14 protein-coding genes and 1 rRNA gene are annotated in these 16,410 nt (G+C 59.7%); 8 read left to right on the top strand and 7 right to left on the bottom strand.

Translation table 11 applies throughout. From position 1 onward, the window contains the following. The 4 genes from rrf to DFS28_RS20705 all read left to right on the top strand — a co-directional run. Positions 1-86 (top strand): 5S ribosomal RNA (rrf, locus tag DFS28_RS20690); the annotation flags it as partial. A gap of 148 nt (positions 87-234) precedes the next feature. Further along, the gene (locus DFS28_RS20695) at positions 235-894 is read left to right on the top strand and encodes a paraquat-inducible protein A (protein WP_111451243.1); all 660 of its coding nucleotides are present in this window, start codon (positions 235-237) and stop codon (positions 892-894) included. Then, on the top strand, positions 881-1,504 hold the full coding sequence (locus tag DFS28_RS20700; protein ID WP_008145542.1) for a paraquat-inducible protein A: 624 nt from the start codon (positions 881-883) through the stop codon (positions 1,502-1,504). Before DFS28_RS20695 ends, DFS28_RS20700 begins: the two co-directional genes overlap by 14 nt. Further along, positions 1,497-3,800, top strand: coding sequence for a PqiB family protein (locus DFS28_RS20705; protein ID WP_111451244.1), 2,304 nt, complete (start codon positions 1,497-1,499; stop codon positions 3,798-3,800). The genes DFS28_RS20700 and DFS28_RS20705 overlap by 8 nt, the downstream gene beginning before the upstream one ends. 145 nt (positions 3,801-3,945) lie before the next feature. On the opposite strand, the gene mksF is transcribed toward DFS28_RS20705, so the two are convergent. The 3 genes from mksF to mksB are packed head-to-tail and all read right to left on the bottom strand — an operon-like array spanning position 3,946 to position 8,751. Next, positions 3,946-6,786: an Mks condensin complex protein MksF gene (mksF, locus tag DFS28_RS20710; protein WP_111451245.1), complete on the bottom strand. Its 2,841-nt coding sequence runs from the start codon at positions 6,784-6,786 to the stop codon at positions 3,946-3,948. Next, on the bottom strand, positions 6,783-7,484 hold the full coding sequence (mksE, locus tag DFS28_RS20715) for an Mks condensin complex protein MksE (protein WP_038981553.1): 702 nt from the start codon (positions 7,482-7,484) through the stop codon (positions 6,783-6,785). The genes mksF and mksE overlap by 4 nt, the downstream gene beginning before the upstream one ends. Continuing rightward, on the bottom strand, positions 7,474-8,751 hold the full coding sequence (mksB, locus tag DFS28_RS20720; RefSeq protein WP_008145536.1) for an Mks condensin complex protein MksB: 1,278 nt from the start codon (positions 8,749-8,751) through the stop codon (positions 7,474-7,476). Before mksB ends, mksE begins: the two co-directional genes overlap by 11 nt. Before the next feature lie 206 nt (positions 8,752-8,957). Between mksB and DFS28_RS20725 the strand changes: the two genes are divergently transcribed. Together DFS28_RS20725 and rimI are read left to right on the top strand one after the other, a co-directional pair. Then, complete coding sequence (locus DFS28_RS20725; protein WP_111451246.1) at positions 8,958-9,707, top strand: energy transducer TonB; 750 nt, start codon at positions 8,958-8,960, stop codon at positions 9,705-9,707. Then, complete coding sequence (rimI, locus tag DFS28_RS20730; RefSeq protein ID WP_008145534.1) at positions 9,700-10,152, top strand: ribosomal protein S18-alanine N-acetyltransferase; 453 nt, start codon at positions 9,700-9,702, stop codon at positions 10,150-10,152. The genes DFS28_RS20725 and rimI overlap by 8 nt, the downstream gene beginning before the upstream one ends. 107 nt (positions 10,153-10,259) lie before the next feature. On the opposite strand, the gene DFS28_RS20735 is transcribed toward rimI, so the two are convergent. Continuing rightward, positions 10,260-10,664, bottom strand: coding sequence for a serine kinase/phosphatase (locus DFS28_RS20735; RefSeq protein ID WP_111451247.1), 405 nt, complete (start codon positions 10,662-10,664; stop codon positions 10,260-10,262). Between the two features lie 152 nt (positions 10,665-10,816). On the opposite strand from DFS28_RS20735, the gene can reads away from it, so the two are divergent. Then, the gene (gene can / locus DFS28_RS20740; protein WP_008145531.1) at positions 10,817-11,461 is read left to right on the top strand and encodes a carbonate dehydratase; all 645 of its coding nucleotides are present in this window, start codon (positions 10,817-10,819) and stop codon (positions 11,459-11,461) included. 6 nt (positions 11,462-11,467) lie between these two features. Here the strand turns inward: can and DFS28_RS20745 are convergent, their stop codons facing one another. The 3 genes from DFS28_RS20745 to DFS28_RS20755 form a co-directional block, all read right to left on the bottom strand. After that, the gene (locus DFS28_RS20745; RefSeq protein ID WP_111451248.1) at positions 11,468-11,992 is read right to left on the bottom strand and encodes an SET domain-containing protein-lysine N-methyltransferase; all 525 of its coding nucleotides are present in this window, start codon (positions 11,990-11,992) and stop codon (positions 11,468-11,470) included. Positions 11,993-12,136: 144 nt separating this feature from the next. Then, on the bottom strand, positions 12,137-13,309 hold the full coding sequence (locus DFS28_RS20750) for a hypothetical protein (RefSeq protein WP_111451249.1): 1,173 nt from the start codon (positions 13,307-13,309) through the stop codon (positions 12,137-12,139). 113 nt (positions 13,310-13,422) lie between these two features. Then, the gene (locus tag DFS28_RS20755; RefSeq protein WP_033061219.1) at positions 13,423-14,841 is read right to left on the bottom strand and encodes a short-chain fatty acid transporter; all 1,419 of its coding nucleotides are present in this window, start codon (positions 14,839-14,841) and stop codon (positions 13,423-13,425) included. Between the two features lie 201 nt (positions 14,842-15,042). On the opposite strand from DFS28_RS20755, the gene DFS28_RS20760 reads away from it, so the two are divergent. Then, on the top strand, positions 15,043-16,359 hold the full coding sequence (locus tag DFS28_RS20760) for an MFS transporter (protein WP_111451250.1): 1,317 nt from the start codon (positions 15,043-15,045) through the stop codon (positions 16,357-16,359). Positions 16,360-16,410: the final 51 nt, after the last annotated feature.

Raw genomic sequence — 16,410 nt, forward strand, 5'->3', positions numbered from 1 at the left:
GATCCCATCCCGAACTCAGCAGTGAAACGATGCATCGCCGATGGTAGTGTGGGGTTTCCCCATGTGAGAGTAGGTCATCGTCAAGATTAAATTCCAAAACCCCTATCTGCGTATGCAGGTAGGGGTTTTGTTTTGTCCGCAGGAAAGTGGCGTTCAGTTAAAGCACAAATTTGCACAGTTATTTTCGATCCATGACACTAGAATAGGTCCAACTTTTTCGGAGCCAGAGCCTTTATGCCAGATCCGGTTGACGCCCCTGGGCTGTCAGAATTACCGCTGGACGACTTGGTAGCGTGTCATGAGTGCGACTTGCTGATGCGCAAGCCCGAACTCGCCCATGGCGAGAAAGCCCTCTGTCCGCGCTGCGGTTACGAGCTCTACGCCCATCGGCATAACGTCGTACAGCGCAGTCTCGCCTTGGTGCTCGCCGCTCTGTTGTTGTATATCCCGGCGAACTTTTTACCCATCATGCAGCTCCATCTACTCGGACAGTCATCGAACGACACCGTCTGGAGCGGCGTTGTTGGCTTGTTCGATACCGGAATGCAGGGCGTTGCAGTCGTGGTGTTTCTCTGCAGCATGGGAATCCCGCTGCTCAAGTTGCTTTGCCAACTGGTTGTACTGCTGAGTATTCGTTTTGATATCGGACGCAGTTACGGCCTGTTGCTCTACCGCATTTATCACCATTTACGCGATTGGGGGATGCTCGAGGTCTATCTCATGGGCGTACTGGTGGCGATCGTCAAACTGGCAGATATGGCAGCAATTACCGTCGGGCTTGGCCTGGCGTGCTTTATCGGTTTGTTGTTGGTTCAGGTCTGGTTGGAGGTTGTGATGTCGCCCCATCAGATCTGGCAGGCTTTATCAGGAGAGGATGCCCATGCGGGCGATTGATGCAGGCATTCTGATTTGCGCCGAATGCCATGAATTGAACAAGCAGGAAGCCGACACCGACGAGCAGGTCTGCACCCGATGCGGTGCGCTGGTTCACGCCCGTCGCCCGAACAGCGTGATGCGTACCTGGGCGTTGCTGGTGACCGCTGCGGTGCTCTACATCCCGGCCAACGTGTTGCCGATCATGACCGTCAGTTCACTGGGACAGGGCGATCCCAGCACGATCATGTCCGGTGTGATCCAGCTGGTTCAACACGGCATGATCCCCATCGCCGCCGTGGTTTTTATCGCCAGCATTCTGGTACCGACGTTCAAATTGGTGGGCATCGCACTGCTGCTGTTTTCTGTGCAGCGCCGCCAGCCACTGTCGGCTCGCCAACGCATTTGGATGTACCGCTTTATTGAGTTCATTGGCCGCTGGTCAATGCTCGATATTTTTGTGATCGCCATCCTGGTGGCGGTTGTGAATTTCGGACGGCTTGCCAGCGTCGAAGCCAATCTTGGCGCCATCGCTTTCGCCAGTGTGGTGATTCTGACAATGCTTGCCGCAGTAACTTTCGATCCCCGACTGATTTGGGATAACACGGAGTCGGACGACGACCATGACTGATTTGCCTACAGCAAAAACCCGACCGGCCTCGAACTGGTCAGCTATTTGGGTGTTGCCCCTGATTGCCTTGATCATCGGCGGTTGGCTCGGCTGGCGTGCCTACAACGAGACCGGTATCGAAATTCAGGTGCGTTTCGAAAGTGGTGAAGGCATTCAGGCCAACAAGACCGAAGTCGTTTACAAAGGCATGTCGGTGGGTAAGGTAAAGACCCTCAAACTCGATGACGAAGGCAACTCCAAAGGCGTAATCGCTACCATCGAGATGAATAAGGACGTGGAGCCGTACCTGCGGACCAGCACCCGTTTCTGGCTGGTCAAGCCGAGCGTGACGCTGGCCGGCATCACTGGCCTGGAGACGCTGGTCTCGGGTAACTACGTGGCGGTAAGCCCGGGCGAGGGTGAGCCGACTCGCAAGTTCAAAGCCTTGGCCGAAGAGCCACCGCTGTCGGACGCCCAGCCCGGTCTGCACCTAACCATCAAGGCTGATCGTCTCGGTTCACTCAATCGCGGTAGCCCTGTGTTCTATAAGCAGATCAGGGTCGGCCAGATCAAAAGTTATCTGCTGTCCGAAGACCAAAGCACTGTCGAACTCAAGGTTTTCATCGAGCCCACCTACGCCAAACTGGTGCGCAAACACACGCGTTTCTGGAACGCCAGCGGCATCAGCATCGACGCCAACCTGTCAGGTGTGAAGGTGCGTAGCGAGTCCCTGGCGAGCATTGTCGCTGGCGGTATAGCGTTTGCCACGCCGGAGAACCGCAAGGACAGTCCTCCCACCGACCCGAGTCTGCCGTTCCGTCTTTACGAAGATTTCGATGCAGCCGCCGCCGGTATTCGGGTCAAGGTCAAACTCAGCGACTTCGAAGGCATGCAGGCGGGTCGCACACCGGTGATGTACAAAGGCATCCAGGTCGGCAATCTGAAAGCGCTCAAGATCGATCCTGATCTATCCAGTGCCACCGCCGAATTGACCCTCGATCCTCTGGCTGAAGATTATCTGGTCGAAGGCACCCAATTCTGGGTGGTCAAACCGTCGATCTCGCTTGCCGGTATCACCGGGCTCGAAGCGTTGGTCAAAGGTAACTACATCGCCGTGCGTCCTGGAGACAAAGGCGCCGCACCGCAGCGCGAGTTTGTGGCTCGGCCGAAGGCACCGCCGCTCGACTTGCGTGCGCCAGGATTGCACCTGGTGCTGTTCACCGAAAACCTCGGTTCACTGGAGGTCGGCAGCCCGATTCTCTACAAACAGGTCAAGGTCGGTTCGGTCCAGAGCTATCAGTTCTCACGCACCAAAAAGCAGTTGGTGATTGGTGTGCATATCGAGAAGGAATACGAAGGGCTGGTCAACGCCTCGACACGGTTCTGGAATGCCAGTGGCATCACGCTGACCGGCGGGCTGACCGGTGGAATCCAGGTCAAAAGTGAGTCGCTGCAAAGCCTGATGGCTGGCGGCATTGCCTTTGAAACCCCGGAAGCCAAGGCGCCGTTGCAGAAGCGGATACCGCGTTTCCGTTTGTTCGCCAGTCATGATGAGGCAACGCAAAAAGGCGCCGTGGTAACGATCAGGGTTGAGCGCGCCGATGGCTTACGTAGCGGCACACCGATTCGATTCAAAGGCCTGGATGTCGGCAAGATTGAAGACGTCGACCTCAGCGATGACCTGCAATCGGTGCTGCTGACTGCACGAATCACCGAAGTGCCGGAGCGTATCGCTCGGGTCGGCAGTCAGTTCTGGGTGGTCAAACCTGAACTGGGTCTGATCAAGACATCCAACCTCGAAACGCTGGTCACTGGCCAATACATCGAAGTTCAACCCGCCGCGAAAAACCTCGGCCCGCAGAAGAACTTCGTCGCTCTGACCAATCCGCCGGAAACCGCTAAACAAGAGGCTGGATTGAGTCTGGTGTTGAGCGCTGCCCGCCGTGGTTCGCTGAAAACGGGTGTGCCGGTCACCTACCGCGAAATCACCGTGGGCAAAGTGACAGGCTATGAACTCGGCCAGACGGCGGACCGTGTGTTGGTCCACATCTTGATCGAGCCGAAATACGCGCCGTTGGTGCGCAGCGGTACGCGTTTCTGGAACTCCAGTGGTTTTGGCTTTGATTACGGCTTGTTCAAAGGGGCGACGATGCGTACCGAATCGCTGGAGACGCTGATTCAGGGCGGTATCGCTTTCGCCACGCCGGATGGCGAGCGCATGGGTAGTCCGGCGCGAGCTGAGCAAACGTTCCCGCTGTTCGATAAGTTCGAAGACGAATGGTTGACCTGGGCGCCGAAGATTTCAATCGGCAAGTAGTTATTGCGTCAGTGATGACGCCTTCGCGAGCAAATCGAATCGTCGCACCGCCGCGAAGAGGCCCTCAAACTCACCGAAAGGCTCCCATGAAAAAGGCCGCGATCCATTGGATCGCGGCCTTTTTATTGCCTTCGATTAATGCAAATCAGACGGCATCCAGCTCCGGCTCGTCCGCTTCAACATTAACGGCAGCCTTCACCTCATCGTGACGACGGATGTACTTCCAGTCCGCCTCGTCGATGTAGATCCCGTTCGGCCCGCTGCCACCTTCCAGGTCGATGGCGACACTGGCGCAGACCTGCGGCTTCACACTCGCCAGGATCGGTACGAAGCCCAGTTGCAGGCTGGTTTCCAGCAGCGCTGCCTGGTTCTTCTCGTCGATGTCCGCTGCCTCGTCGAGGTAGTACGGCAGGCGCACGCGACCGGCCTGGTCGCGGTCCATCAAGTGCAGCAACAAGTACATGTTGGTCAGCGCCTTGATGGTCATCGTGGTGCCGTTGGACGCCGCGCCGTCGATGTCGGTGTGAATCACCGGCTGGCCGTTGACCTTGGTGATCTCGAACGCCAGTTCGAACAGGTCCTTGAGGCCGAGCTGATTGTGGTTCGCCGCCACCAGCCGCGCCAGGTATTCCTTGGCTTCTTCGTTCTTGTTGTCCTGATCGGCGCTTTGGCTCAGGTCGAAGACCGAAAGGGTCTCACCTTCTTCGTACTGGCCGGCGCTGTGGATGATCTGGTCGATGTGTTTGAGCGCTTCCTTGTTCGGCGCCAGGACAATACGGAAGCTTTGCAGGTTGGAGACCTGACGCTTGTTGATCTCGCGGTTGAACAGCGCCAGTTGATGCTCAAGGCTGTCGTAGTCGCTGCGGATGTTGCGCAGGGTCCGGGCGATGTCGGTAACGGCCGCACGACGGGCCTTGCCAAGGGTCAGGGCTTCGTCGGTGCGGTGTGCGTAAGCGTTGATCAGCAGTTGCAGGCGACGCTCCATGTCGTCTTCGCTGTCGAACTTGGCCACACCCTTGAGGCGGACCTGAGCGTACAGCGCCTCGATCTGACCATCGCTGCGCTGCAAACCCTGCCAGCTGTCCTGATAGTCATTGAGCAGCGGCAGCAGGTTGTCCATGGAATCGTCGATCGGGTCCATGAACGGTGTACCGAACGGCAGATCTGCGGGCAGCAGCTGACGGCGGCGCAGGGCGTCGTCGAGGGTGCGTTGCTTGGCTTCCATATCGCCGATCTGCCGGCCGACCAATTGCAGTTTGGCCGACAGTTGCTGGACGCGTTCGGTGAAGGCGTCGCTGGAACGCTTCAACTCGTCCTGCGCCGCTTCCATCTGCGCCAGCTGTTCCAGCTTGTCGCCTTCCTCGGCGCTCAGGGTTTGCGCGCGGCGGAAATCTTCCAGCGCTTTCTGCGCATCCAGCACTTGCTGGTACAGCGCTTCGGTCTGGGTCTTGCTCGCGGCGCGGTCGGCGGCCACGGCCTGTTGGGTTTTCAGTTGCTTGAGTTCTTTGTCCAGACGCTCTTTCTGATCGCGCAACGCCGCGCGGTCAGCCAAGGCTTGCAGGGCCGGCGGCTCGATGTGCGAGATGTCGATGGACAGGCCCGGTACTTCGAAGCGCTCGCCTTTGAAGCCATCGAGAATCAGCTCCATGGATTTGACCCACTGACCGTCCTCATCCAGCGTAATACCGTGCTCACCCAGCGGCAGGCTGAACAACGCGCTGTTGAACAAACGCATCAGGCGCTCGACATCCTGTTGCGAGAACTCCTCGCGCAGGCGGGCATAGCTGTTGTTGTCGGCATGATCGAGTTGCTGCTTGACCGACTTCAGGCGTTTTTCCAGATCCCGCAGACGCTCTTCCAAATCTTCGGCGCTGAACTGTCGCGACTGCGCCAGCGCACCGGCCAGTTCATCGTGCGCGTCCTTGGCCGCGAGCAGTTGCTGCTCCAGGACTTTGACGTCATCGACCAGCGCGAAGCGATGCTTGAGCACCGACAATTCGCCGAGCCAGCGCTGGATGCCGGTGATTTCCCGCTCCAGGCGCATCAGCTCTTGAGTGCCGCCACGCTGATCGTTTTGCAGCGCGTCCTGCTCGTTGCGGTAGTGCTCGGCCTGAATCGTCAGCTCTTCCTTGCGCGCACTGGCGTAGTCCGACCAGGTGCCGAGCAGGGAATCGAGCAGCGGCGAGATCCGGTGCAGTTTGCCGCGCAGGATATTGCGCTGGGTCACGCCTGCCGCAAGGGCTTCGACCAATGGGCCGGCAGTGACCAGCGAGTTGTAGTCCTGCTCCATGCGTCGTACATCGCGGAACGCTTCTTCGCACGCGGCGATGTAGTCGACGCTACCGGAACGCAGGCTGTGTTCGAACGCATCGAGAAACAGCTGCTTGAGCTTGGCCGCGGTGATTTCGCGCATGTGCAGCAGGTTGATGAACAGTGCGCGGAACGTCTTCAGGCTCTGCTCGCTGGTGGAACGCAGCGGGATCAGCGTCAGATCCAGCGGGATCGAGGTGTGACCGCCGACCAGCAAGCGACGCAGTTCATCCGGTTTGAGTTCGTAGGCTTTCAGGCCTTCGCGCTCAAGGTTGGTGAACAATTCTTTCTGACGCAGGCAGGTGTCGTTTTTCTGGTAATGGGCCAGATCCAGTTTGCCGGCGTAGGCAAAGAATTGGTGACCGAAACCACCGCCCGGACCGCGACCGACCACGCCGATCACATGAGGACCGTGGGGCAGCGAGACTTCGACCAGGATGTAACTGGTGTCCGAGGCGAAGTAGAAACGACGGGATTGTTCCAGGCTGTACTTGCCGAAACTCATGTCCGACATGCGCGCCAGGATCGGGAACTGCAAGGCGTTGATCGACGCGGATTTACCGAGGTTGTTCGCGCCGTAAACCGACAACGGTTCTTCCAGCGGGAACAGGCCGAGGCTGTAACCGGCGGTGTTCAAAAGGGCAAAGCGGCGAATGCCGTAGCGTTCCTTGCTCATGCGTCGGTCTCCTGTTCTTCGGCGATGGCGCGGGCCATGGCGTCTTCTTCGCTTTCTTCTTCGAAGTCACTGAGGTCTAGCGGATCATCGGTTTGCAGCAGCTTTTCGTCGCTGTCGTCGTCGATCAGAACCGGCACCGGCAGAGGCAACACGCTGTGCAGGCTGGCCGCCAGATCACGATCCTGCTGGACCGACAGGCAGACATCGAGGAAACGGTGCATCGGCGGCAGGAAACGGTAGATGCCGTTTTCTTCACCGGCAAAACCGAGCTGAGTCATGCGGCGCATGATTTTTTCTTCGAGTTCTTCGACGGTCTGCACTTCGGCCTGAATGAACAGGTCGCGGTATTTCTCCAGCAGCGATGGCAACTCATCGCGGCCGAGGCTGCCACCGTCGAGCACGGCGACCGGGTCACGGCCCTGATCGGCCAGATGTTCGACGAGGATGAAGGTGAACAGCGCCAGACGTTGCGCGGTCTTGTTCACCGCTGCCGCCGCGAGGTCCGGGACGAAGTAGTAGAAACCGCGGGTGTCGCAGACCAGTTCAAAGCCTAGAGCCTTGAACAGCGTGCGGTACTGGTCCTGGAAGTTCGACAGTTGCGCGTACAGCTCCGGGTCGCGGCGGCTGACGTGGTAGCCCTTGAACAGCTCGCGAAAGATCGGCGCCAGCTGGGACAGTTCGTTTAGATCAAGATGCATGTGGGATGCTCGCAGAATCCTCGGCGGCGGTGTCGCGGGCCGAGAGCAGGGCGAAGGAGCGCAGGCTGACCTGATGCTCGTGAGTGTGGTAATCGCGGCGTTCCAGACGCTCGCGTGTGAAGCGTTTTTCCCGCGACAGACGCGAGAACCAATAAAGCAATTCGTCGGTGGCGCCGTCCGGCTCCTGCTCCAGTAGCCAGGTCATCAGGTCCGGCATCGGCAGGGCGTCTTCGCAGCGTTCGAGCATTTCCCGAACCGTACGTGGCGCGCGCGGCGCTTCGCCTTTCTGAGTCTTGTGGGCCTTGGGGAAACGCGCCGGTTTCGGTTCGAAACGCGCCAGGGCGTAAACGTAGGCTTCGACCTGACTGGCGCTGCCGAGGAAGGTGCTTTGCGGGCGGGTGAACATCGGCATCGCCGCTTGTGGCACCGCATCGATGCCTTTGCGACGAATGGCCGACAAGGCCAGCGCCGCGCCACGGGTCACGGCGTTGTGTCGACGGGCTTCTTCACGCAGCGGCAGCAGCAGCTCGCGAGCATGACGCAGCGTCAGCTGGGCGCTGGTCTGCATTTCGAGGATGCGCGCGTGGGTGCGCAGCAGCATGTCGTCGTCGACCAGATGGCCGAGGCGCTGCTGCTCGGTGAGCATCTTCAGCAGAACGTTCTCGACCTTGCGCACGCCTTGTTCGAAGGCGCCGTCGGCGTTCACCAATTGAATCATCGGCTCGACGTATTCGTCCCAGGTCGCCAGTACTTCAGCGTAACGCTGACGCAGGGGAATCTGCCGGTCGCTGGTCTTGGCGCGCTCGGCGACGGCCACCAGGGCCTGTTCGTCGTTGGCGAGTTTCTTCAATACGTCCCGTACGCGCATGTCGAGCAGGCGCAACTGGCGCGCCAGGTCATGGCCGTCGCGGATGTCGAAGGCGTCCTGGATATAACCGGCCAGGCGCTCGAGATGGCGCAGATAGGCTTCGATCTCCAGGCACAGGCCCAGACGGTGCTCACGGCGCAGGTAGGCGAGGAAGTCGTGGATCTGCGCATTGAGCTCGAAACGGTTCGGGCTTTTCGCCACGGGAACCAGAATGTCGAGGCGGATCCACACGTCCAGCAGGCTGGTGATGTCCTGCGGCGTACTGTCGAGTTGCTGGGCGGCCAACTGTGAACGCAATTCGTTGAGGCTCAGAGTGCCTTGGTCGAAGTGCTCGCACAGTGGCTCCAGAAGTGCCCAGTGTTCAGCGAGGGCGCGCAAGACGCGCTTGGGTTCGATCATCGGAATGGCCGGCTGGTTGGCGATTAAAAGTCGCGATTGTACTGCATCACGCCCGTTGCGATTCACTCTCGGGACGGACAGTTGGCTTTCTATCGATCAAGCGTGGGCGATCTTGAGCGAAGGGCGGTAGAATCACCGCACTTTAGTTATCCACAAGTGGCCGACCTTTGCTTATCGAGTCCCGTCGTCGCGCTTATTTGACCGCCATGCAGGTGGTCAACTGGCTGCCGCGCACCGAATTGCCCTTTGCTGCGCCCTCGCGCCCTGAGCTGCTGGAGATGCCCGAGCCGTTGGTCGTCGCGCCGGTTGCTCCGGTTGCGCCCGCGCCTGTGGCTGATTCGCCCGTGGAACCGCTGGTCAAACCGGCCGAACGGGTGAAAATCGAGGTGCCACGGCCATCGCTGGCCAGCACGCGCACGAATGCCAAGGTTGAAGAAGAGGCCGCTCCGGTTGTGGCCAAGGCACCCGTCGTGCCGCCACCGCGTTTTGCCCTGCAATTGCTGCGGGCCGGGCGTTGCCTGCTGTTGGTGGAGTTACCCACAGGCGAATCGTTCCAGACCCGCGACCCTGCCTATCTGTTGCTCAAAGACATGCTGCGCGCCGCCGGTCTGCCGGACAGCCCGCAGATCGTCGGCGAGCCGGTGCGTTGGCCGCTGTTGTCTCGGGGCACCATGGATCAAGGCCCGGAAGCGGCTCGCGACTTCGTGCAAGGTTTTCTCTCGGCCCGGCTGGAAGACGCACCGTGTGTCTGCGTATGGCTGATCGGCCTGCCGGCGGTGCGTTTCGCCGGTGAGGCGAACGCCGAATCCTTCAACCGTGAACTCCAGGTCGAAGGCCTGGGCTCGGTCTGGGCCCTGCCGGGTCTGGAATTATTAATGGAAGAGCCACAGCGTAAGGCTGATGTCTGGCAAGCCATGCGTCGGCTGATGGCGCGTTGGAAAGAATCGAATGAGTGACGCTGTATCGTTCCGCCCGATGACCGAAGCGGACCTGGACGCTGTACTGAAAATCGAATACGCGGCTTACAGCCATCCCTGGACTCGTGGGATTTTTCTCGATGGGCTGGGTAAATATCAGATATGGCTGATGTTTGAAGGCCAGCAGCAGGTCGGCCACGGGGTGGTGCAGATCATCCTTGATGAAGCGCATCTGCTGAACATCACCGTCAAACCGGAGAACCAGGGCCGTGGCCTGGGCTTGACGTTGCTGGAGCATTTGATGTCCCGGGCGTATGACGCCAAGGCGCGGGAGTGTTTTCTGGAAGTGCGCGACAGCAACCGTGGCGCGTTCAAGTTGTATGAGCGTTATGGGTTTAACGAGATTGGTCGGCGGCGCGATTACTACCCAGCGGTGGGTGGGCGTGAAGATGCGGTTGTAATGGCCTGCACGTTGGTGGATTGAGCTACAGCTAATGTGGCGAGGGAGCTTGCTCCCGCTAGGCCGCGAAGTGGGCCTGAAATTTTACGACTGCTTCGCAGCCGAGCGGGAGCAAGCTCCCTCGCCACAGATCAACGATTACCGTCCATCGGATCCCGTCGCGCCAGTTCCTCTTCATCCAGCCCATTCCCCCCGCCAATGTCGTCTTCATCGACAATGCTCAAATCCCAGTCGGCCTGGCCACCTTCACCCGCTTCGTGGGCGTCCCGTGCGCCGTCTTCACGGATCAGGGTTTCCGGGCTCATGTCGTCGTCGGTGGACTCATGGTCATCGGTCGAGGCCCCGGTCATGCCGGCTTCACGTACGCGTTCGCGAGGCATCAGGCGTTCACGCTCCGATTGCGTCAGCTCGTCGCCGATTTTGGCGCTGGGTTCTTCCTCGTCGAAATCCAGCTCTTGCATCGAGCCCATGCGGTCTTCGTTGTCATCGATGGGCTCGGGTTGAGTCGCATCGTACGGACGTCGTGATTCAGTCATGGTAATTCCTCATACTGTAGGCCTTACTAGGGTGGACCCCCTGGGCTGCTGAGAATTCCTCCGGCATGGAAAACCGGTTATCTGCATCTGGCGCGTGACCCCGACAGAGGGTTGTCTGTCATAGAAGCGCATCATTCTCGAGGCTTCATTGCATGAACGAATTACAAGATCTGATTGATAACAACGAGCGCTGGGCTGACGCGATCACCAAAGAAGATCCTGATTTCTTCGCCAAGCTGGCCCGTCAGCAAACCCCGGAATACTTGTGGATCGGTTGCTCCGACGCCCGGGTGCCGGCGAACGAGATCGTCGGCATGCTGCCCGGTGATCTGTTTGTACACCGCAATGTGGCCAACGTAGTGCTGCATACCGACCTCAACTGCCTGTCGGTGATTCAGTACGCGGTCGACGTGCTGAAGGTCAAACACATCCTCGTGACCGGCCACTATGGTTGCGGCGGCGTGCGCGCCTCAATGCAGGACCGTCAGTTGGGCCTGATCGACGGCTGGCTGCGCTCGATTCGCGATCTCTATTATGAAAAGCGCGAAGAGCTCGCCAAATTGCCCACTGAAGAAGAGCGGGTCGACCGCCTCTGCGAATACAACGTAATCCAGCAAGTGGCCAACGTCGGGCACACCAGTATTGTGCAAAACGCCTGGCACCGCGGGCAGAGCCTGTCTGTCCACGGCTGCATCTATGGCATCAAGGACGGTCGCTGGAAAAGCCTGAACGCCACCATCAGCGGTTTCGAGCAGTTGCCGCCGCAATACCGTCTGCGTCCGGTCGAGGCGTTGTAACGCCCTTCAGCATAGACTTCGCCGGCGCCAGTGTTGCAGAAACAACTGGCCGTCGGCGTTCGGCGGTTCATCGTAGCCAGTGATCCAGCCACGGCAGTCGAACGAACCGCACTGGCAGGCGAACTGACGCATGAGTTTGTCTTCGGTGGTGGCGTAGTCCATCGTCAGCCGATCGCCTTTTTTGATGTCCTTCAGCGCCCACAACCACAGCTCGCTCATGTCGAGAAATACGTTTGGGTCGCAGGAGTGTCGCAGCAGCCCGCAGAAGCGCGGGTCGTAGACATGGATGCCATGGGCCAGTTGCCGGGTATGCCGACAGCGATAAGGCAGCAGGTGCCCCGACGCCCGGCAAATTCGGCTGATGCGTGGAAAATCCCGAAGTACGGCGACGGCTGCCGCGGATCCGTGGGTGTTGTCGATAATCTCGAAGTCGGCCCTGGAGGGGAATCCAAGGCGAACGGGCAGCTCCGCAAATGGATAAATCCCATCGGGAGGGTGTGCCAGCGTCTCGTGCGGGGCGTGGGTTTTCATAACGATCCTTGTTGGCTGGGTGCTGCGACCTCCATCAGCTGACGATCCTGTCAGCTCTGCAGCACATGGGTGCGATTCAAGCCTCTCGCAAATGAAACGGCCGGTCTACTGTCATAAGTGACAGTAGACCGGCCGTTCATCGTTTTACAGGGCCGGGGCAGGGATCGCCGTTTCGGGTATCGGGGCTTTCAGCTGTTTGAGCTGAGATTTGATCGGTGCCGTTGCGCACTTGGCCACGGCTTTGTCAGGCGTCAGGTTGCGGATCGAGGTGTAGAACAGCCGGCAAGTTTCTTCTGTATTGGCCACTTGCCAGTTTTGGGTGCAGGTTCTCAGTTCAAGGTCGGGATTAGTGTCCGGTTGGCGACCCATGGCGGCCTGCCAGCACGCGGCACTCAAATCCTGCCCCATGACTTTAAGGCCAGCCGCGTCCGCCTTGGCCTGGGCATCTTTGCCGGTATAGCTTTCCGGGTCGGCGGCATACCAAATGTAGCTTGGGTGGTTGGAACCCAGCACTGGCACTTTCACCCCGTCGCTCGGACTGATACTGACCAGCCCCAGCACGTTCACGGTCGGCCCATATTGCTGCTTGATCCAGTTACGGACCGGCGCGCCAAAGGCGACCATCGGCAACGCCGCACCACTGGCGTTCTGGCTGAGTTGCTTGACCATGGTGGTCTGGTAGTCCTTGAAGTAGTCGTAGACGCCTTCCAGATCCTTGCCAGCGCTGGACGGCGCGGCAATCGGTGCGATGTCGATGATGGTCTGGTAGCCCGGCGTCTGAGCGGCCGGGATGCCGTTGACAGTCAGCAGCGTGGCCCAGCGATCGGTGGTGGCGGATCGCAGGTAATCCTGAGCCTGGGTCAACGAATAGTCGGGTGGGAAGTGCAACAGTTCAACGCTTTTGCGGTTTTCCAGAGCCATGCCCAGTGGCAGGAACAGATACCAGCTGTAAGCCCACTTGCCATCGGCATTCAGCTTGCTGGCGCCGGTATAGGCCAGATCACCGGCATCGAGCAGCGCCGCCAACGGTTTTTCATAGCCATGGGGCACGCCGCTGATTTCGGCGTAGAGCTGATTGTTATCGGTTTTGACCAGCACTTTCGCCGCGCTGTAACCATCGCGCTGCACGCTTTGAGTCAGGTAATGCTCGACCGTTTGCTCCAGCGTCCAGTTGCGAAAGCAGATCACGTTGCAGTTGTTGGGGTAAGCGAACAGGCGGGTGACGCGTTCGGTACTGCCCAGTTTCAGGTCGACATCGGCATGGGCGGCGGCGCTCAGGGTGAGGGCCGCGAGGGTGAGTCCTGCAAGTTTGAACATGCTCAGATCCTTTTCAGCGTGTGGGGCATCGTTGGCGGGGCGCATACATACTGAAACAGACTAGACCGAACAAGAAGTAGGGGCCGATAGATATATCGGCCCTTTTTTTTACGTTACGGCATGACCGGTGCCGTATACGTCAGCGTCGTCCCCAACGCCCACAGCAGAAACAGCACCAGCGGCGTGTGCACCAGCAGTTGCACGAACGAAAACCCGATCAAGTCCCGCGCCTTCAACCCGAGCACACCCAACAGCGGCAGCATGTAGAACGGGTTGATCAGGTTCGGCAGGGCTTCGGCGGCGTTGTAGATCTGTACGGCCCAGCCCAGGTGGTAGTTCAGGTCGGTGGCCACTTGCATGACGTACGGCGCTTCGATGATCCATTTGCCGCCACCGGACGGGATGAAGAAACCAAGGATCGCCGAGTACACACCCATCAACAGCGCGTAGGTGTCATGGGATGCGATTTGTACGAAAAAGGTCGAGATGTGGTGAGCCAGCGTCTGAGCGTCAGTCCCTTTGACGGTAGTCATCAGCGCGGCGATCGAGCCGTACAGCGGGAACTGAATCAGCACGCCCGTGGTGGTCGGTACCGCGCGGGACACAGCGTCAAGGAAGCTGCGCGGGCGCCAGTGCAGCAGGGCTCCGAGCATGATGAACAGGAAGTTGTAGGTGTTCAGCCCGGAAATCGCACTGATCGCCGGTTTGGTCGAGAACTCGTGGAACAGCCATCCTGCCGCCAGCAGCACCAGCAAAATCGTCAGCAGCGGGCTGTGCTCCAGCCATTCGCCGGGTCGGGTGCGCGGTTGCAACGGCGGCAGGTTAAAGCTTGGGTCGATGCCGCAGGCTTTGGCATCACGGGCCGAGTTCGGGCCGGGTGCAGTGGCGTAGGCAATGATCAGCGAGATCACGATCAGCGCCAGCAACATCACGCCGGACTGCCAGAGAAAGATCGTTTGCGTGAAAGGAATCACCCCGGTGATCGACAGAATCGACGGCGGCAGGCTGGCCGGGTTGGCCTGCAATTGCGCGGCGGACGAGGACAGGCCCAAAGCCCACACCGCGCCGAGCCCCAGATAGGCGGCAGCACCGGCGGCACGGTAGTCCATTTTCAGATCGGTTCGGCGGGCGAGGGCACGCACCAGCAAACCGCCAAACACCAGCGACAGCCCCCAGTTCAGCAGCGACGCAACCATGGAGATCAACGCAACCCAGGCCACGGCCGAGCGGCCGTTTTTCGGGATTCGCGCCAGCCGGTCGATCAGTTTCACTGCCGGTGGCGAGCTGGCGACCACATAACCGCCGATCACCACGAACGCCATCTGCATGGTGAACGGGATCAGGCTCCAGAAGCCGTCACCGAAGGCCATGGCGGCGTCGGTGGGTTTGGCGCCCATGAACAGGGTGGCCACGGCGACGATAATCACCGCCAGTGCGGCAAACACCCAGGAGTCAGGGAACCAGCGTTCGGCAAAACTTGAACAGCGCAGGGCAAAGCGGGCGGAGCGGGTATCTTCGATATCAGCGGCCACGGGTGTACCTCGAATTTTTATGTTTGTTGTGGTCTTTGGGGCCGCGAAGGCCCGTCTAGACAGGTGCCAACAGTAAAACAATCGGTTCTATTTTGTGACGAAGTTTTACGCGTCTAGGACTTTGGTCTAACGGGTTGTCCGTTGGCGCGTTTGCGTAGACCATGGGCGCCTTGGTTTTTTGCCTATGCCAGAGTTCTTTTCATGACTGCCAACACCCACTCGCGCCCGGCGCCGTTCACCCGCTCGGATTACAAGACCCTCGGCCTTGCGGCCCTTGGCGGCGCGCTGGAAATCTACGATTTCATCATTTTCGTCTTTTTCGCCCTGACCCTCAGCCAGCTGTTCTTCCCGCCGGAAATGCCTGAGTGGCTGCGACTGCTGCAAAGCTTCGGGATCTTCGCGACCGGTTATTTGGCGCGGCCGTTGGGCGGGATTCTGATGGCGCATTTCGCCGACCGACTGGGCCGCAAGAAGGTCTTCAGCCTGAGCATCCTGATGATGGCGCTGCCGTGCCTGCTGATCGGCATCATGCCGACCTACGCGCAGATCGGTTATTTCGCACCGCTGCTGCTGTTGGCCCTGCGAATTCTCCAAGGCGCGGCGGTGGGTGGCGAAGTGCCGAGTGCCTGGGTGTTCGTCGCCGAGCATGCACCTGTCGGGCACCGCGGCTATGCCCTCGGTTTTCTGCAGGCCGGGCTGACGTTCGGTTACCTGATCGGTGCACTGACGGCGACGTTTCTGGCACAGGCGTTCACTCCGGCAGAAATCCTTGATTACGCCTGGCGTTACCCGTTCCTGCTGGGCGGTGTGTTCGGTGTAATCGGCGTCTGGCTACGCCGCTGGCTCAGCGAAACCCCGGTGTTCATGGCCATGCAGGCCCAACGTGATGCGGCCGTCGAACTGCCGCTGCGCACGGTCTTGCGTGAACACCGTCTGGCCATGCTGCCGGCGATGATCCTCACCTGCGTACTGACGTCGGCGGTGGTGGTGTTCGTGGTGATCACCCCGACCATGATGCAAAAAACCTTCGGCATGACCGCCAGCCACACCTTCGCCCTGAGTGCCTTGGGCATCGTTTTTCTGAATATCGGCTGCGTCCTCGCCGGGCTGCTGGTCGACCGCATCGGCGCCTGGCGTACGGTGATGCTCTATAGCCTGCTGCTGCCATTGGGCATCGGCGTGCTCTATACCTGCCTGATCATCGGTGGCAGCTGGATCGGTCTGGCGTACGCGGTGGCCGGCCTCGGTTGCGGGGTGGTCGGCGCGGTGCCGTCGGTGATGGTCAGCCTGTTCCCGGCGCGGATTCGTGTCTCGGGAATTTCCTTCACCTACAACATTGCCTACGCCGTCTGGGCGAGCATCACACCGTTGTTGCTGATCGGTCTGATGCCGTGGAGCCCATGGATCTGCGTGATTTTCAGCGCGGTGATGGGGGCTGTGGGGATGAGCAGTGCCGCGTATTTCGGGACGCGGATGCCTAATGTCGGGAGCCGCAGCGTGGCTCCCTGCGCTCAGTGACAGTCGGCGTATTTCGGCGTAGCGGGGGAGCGGAAAAAAGAATGGGCACGC

The organism is Pseudomonas sp. 478 (assembly GCF_003254125.1).
Classification (GTDB): Bacteria; Pseudomonadota; Gammaproteobacteria; order Pseudomonadales; family Pseudomonadaceae; genus Aquipseudomonas.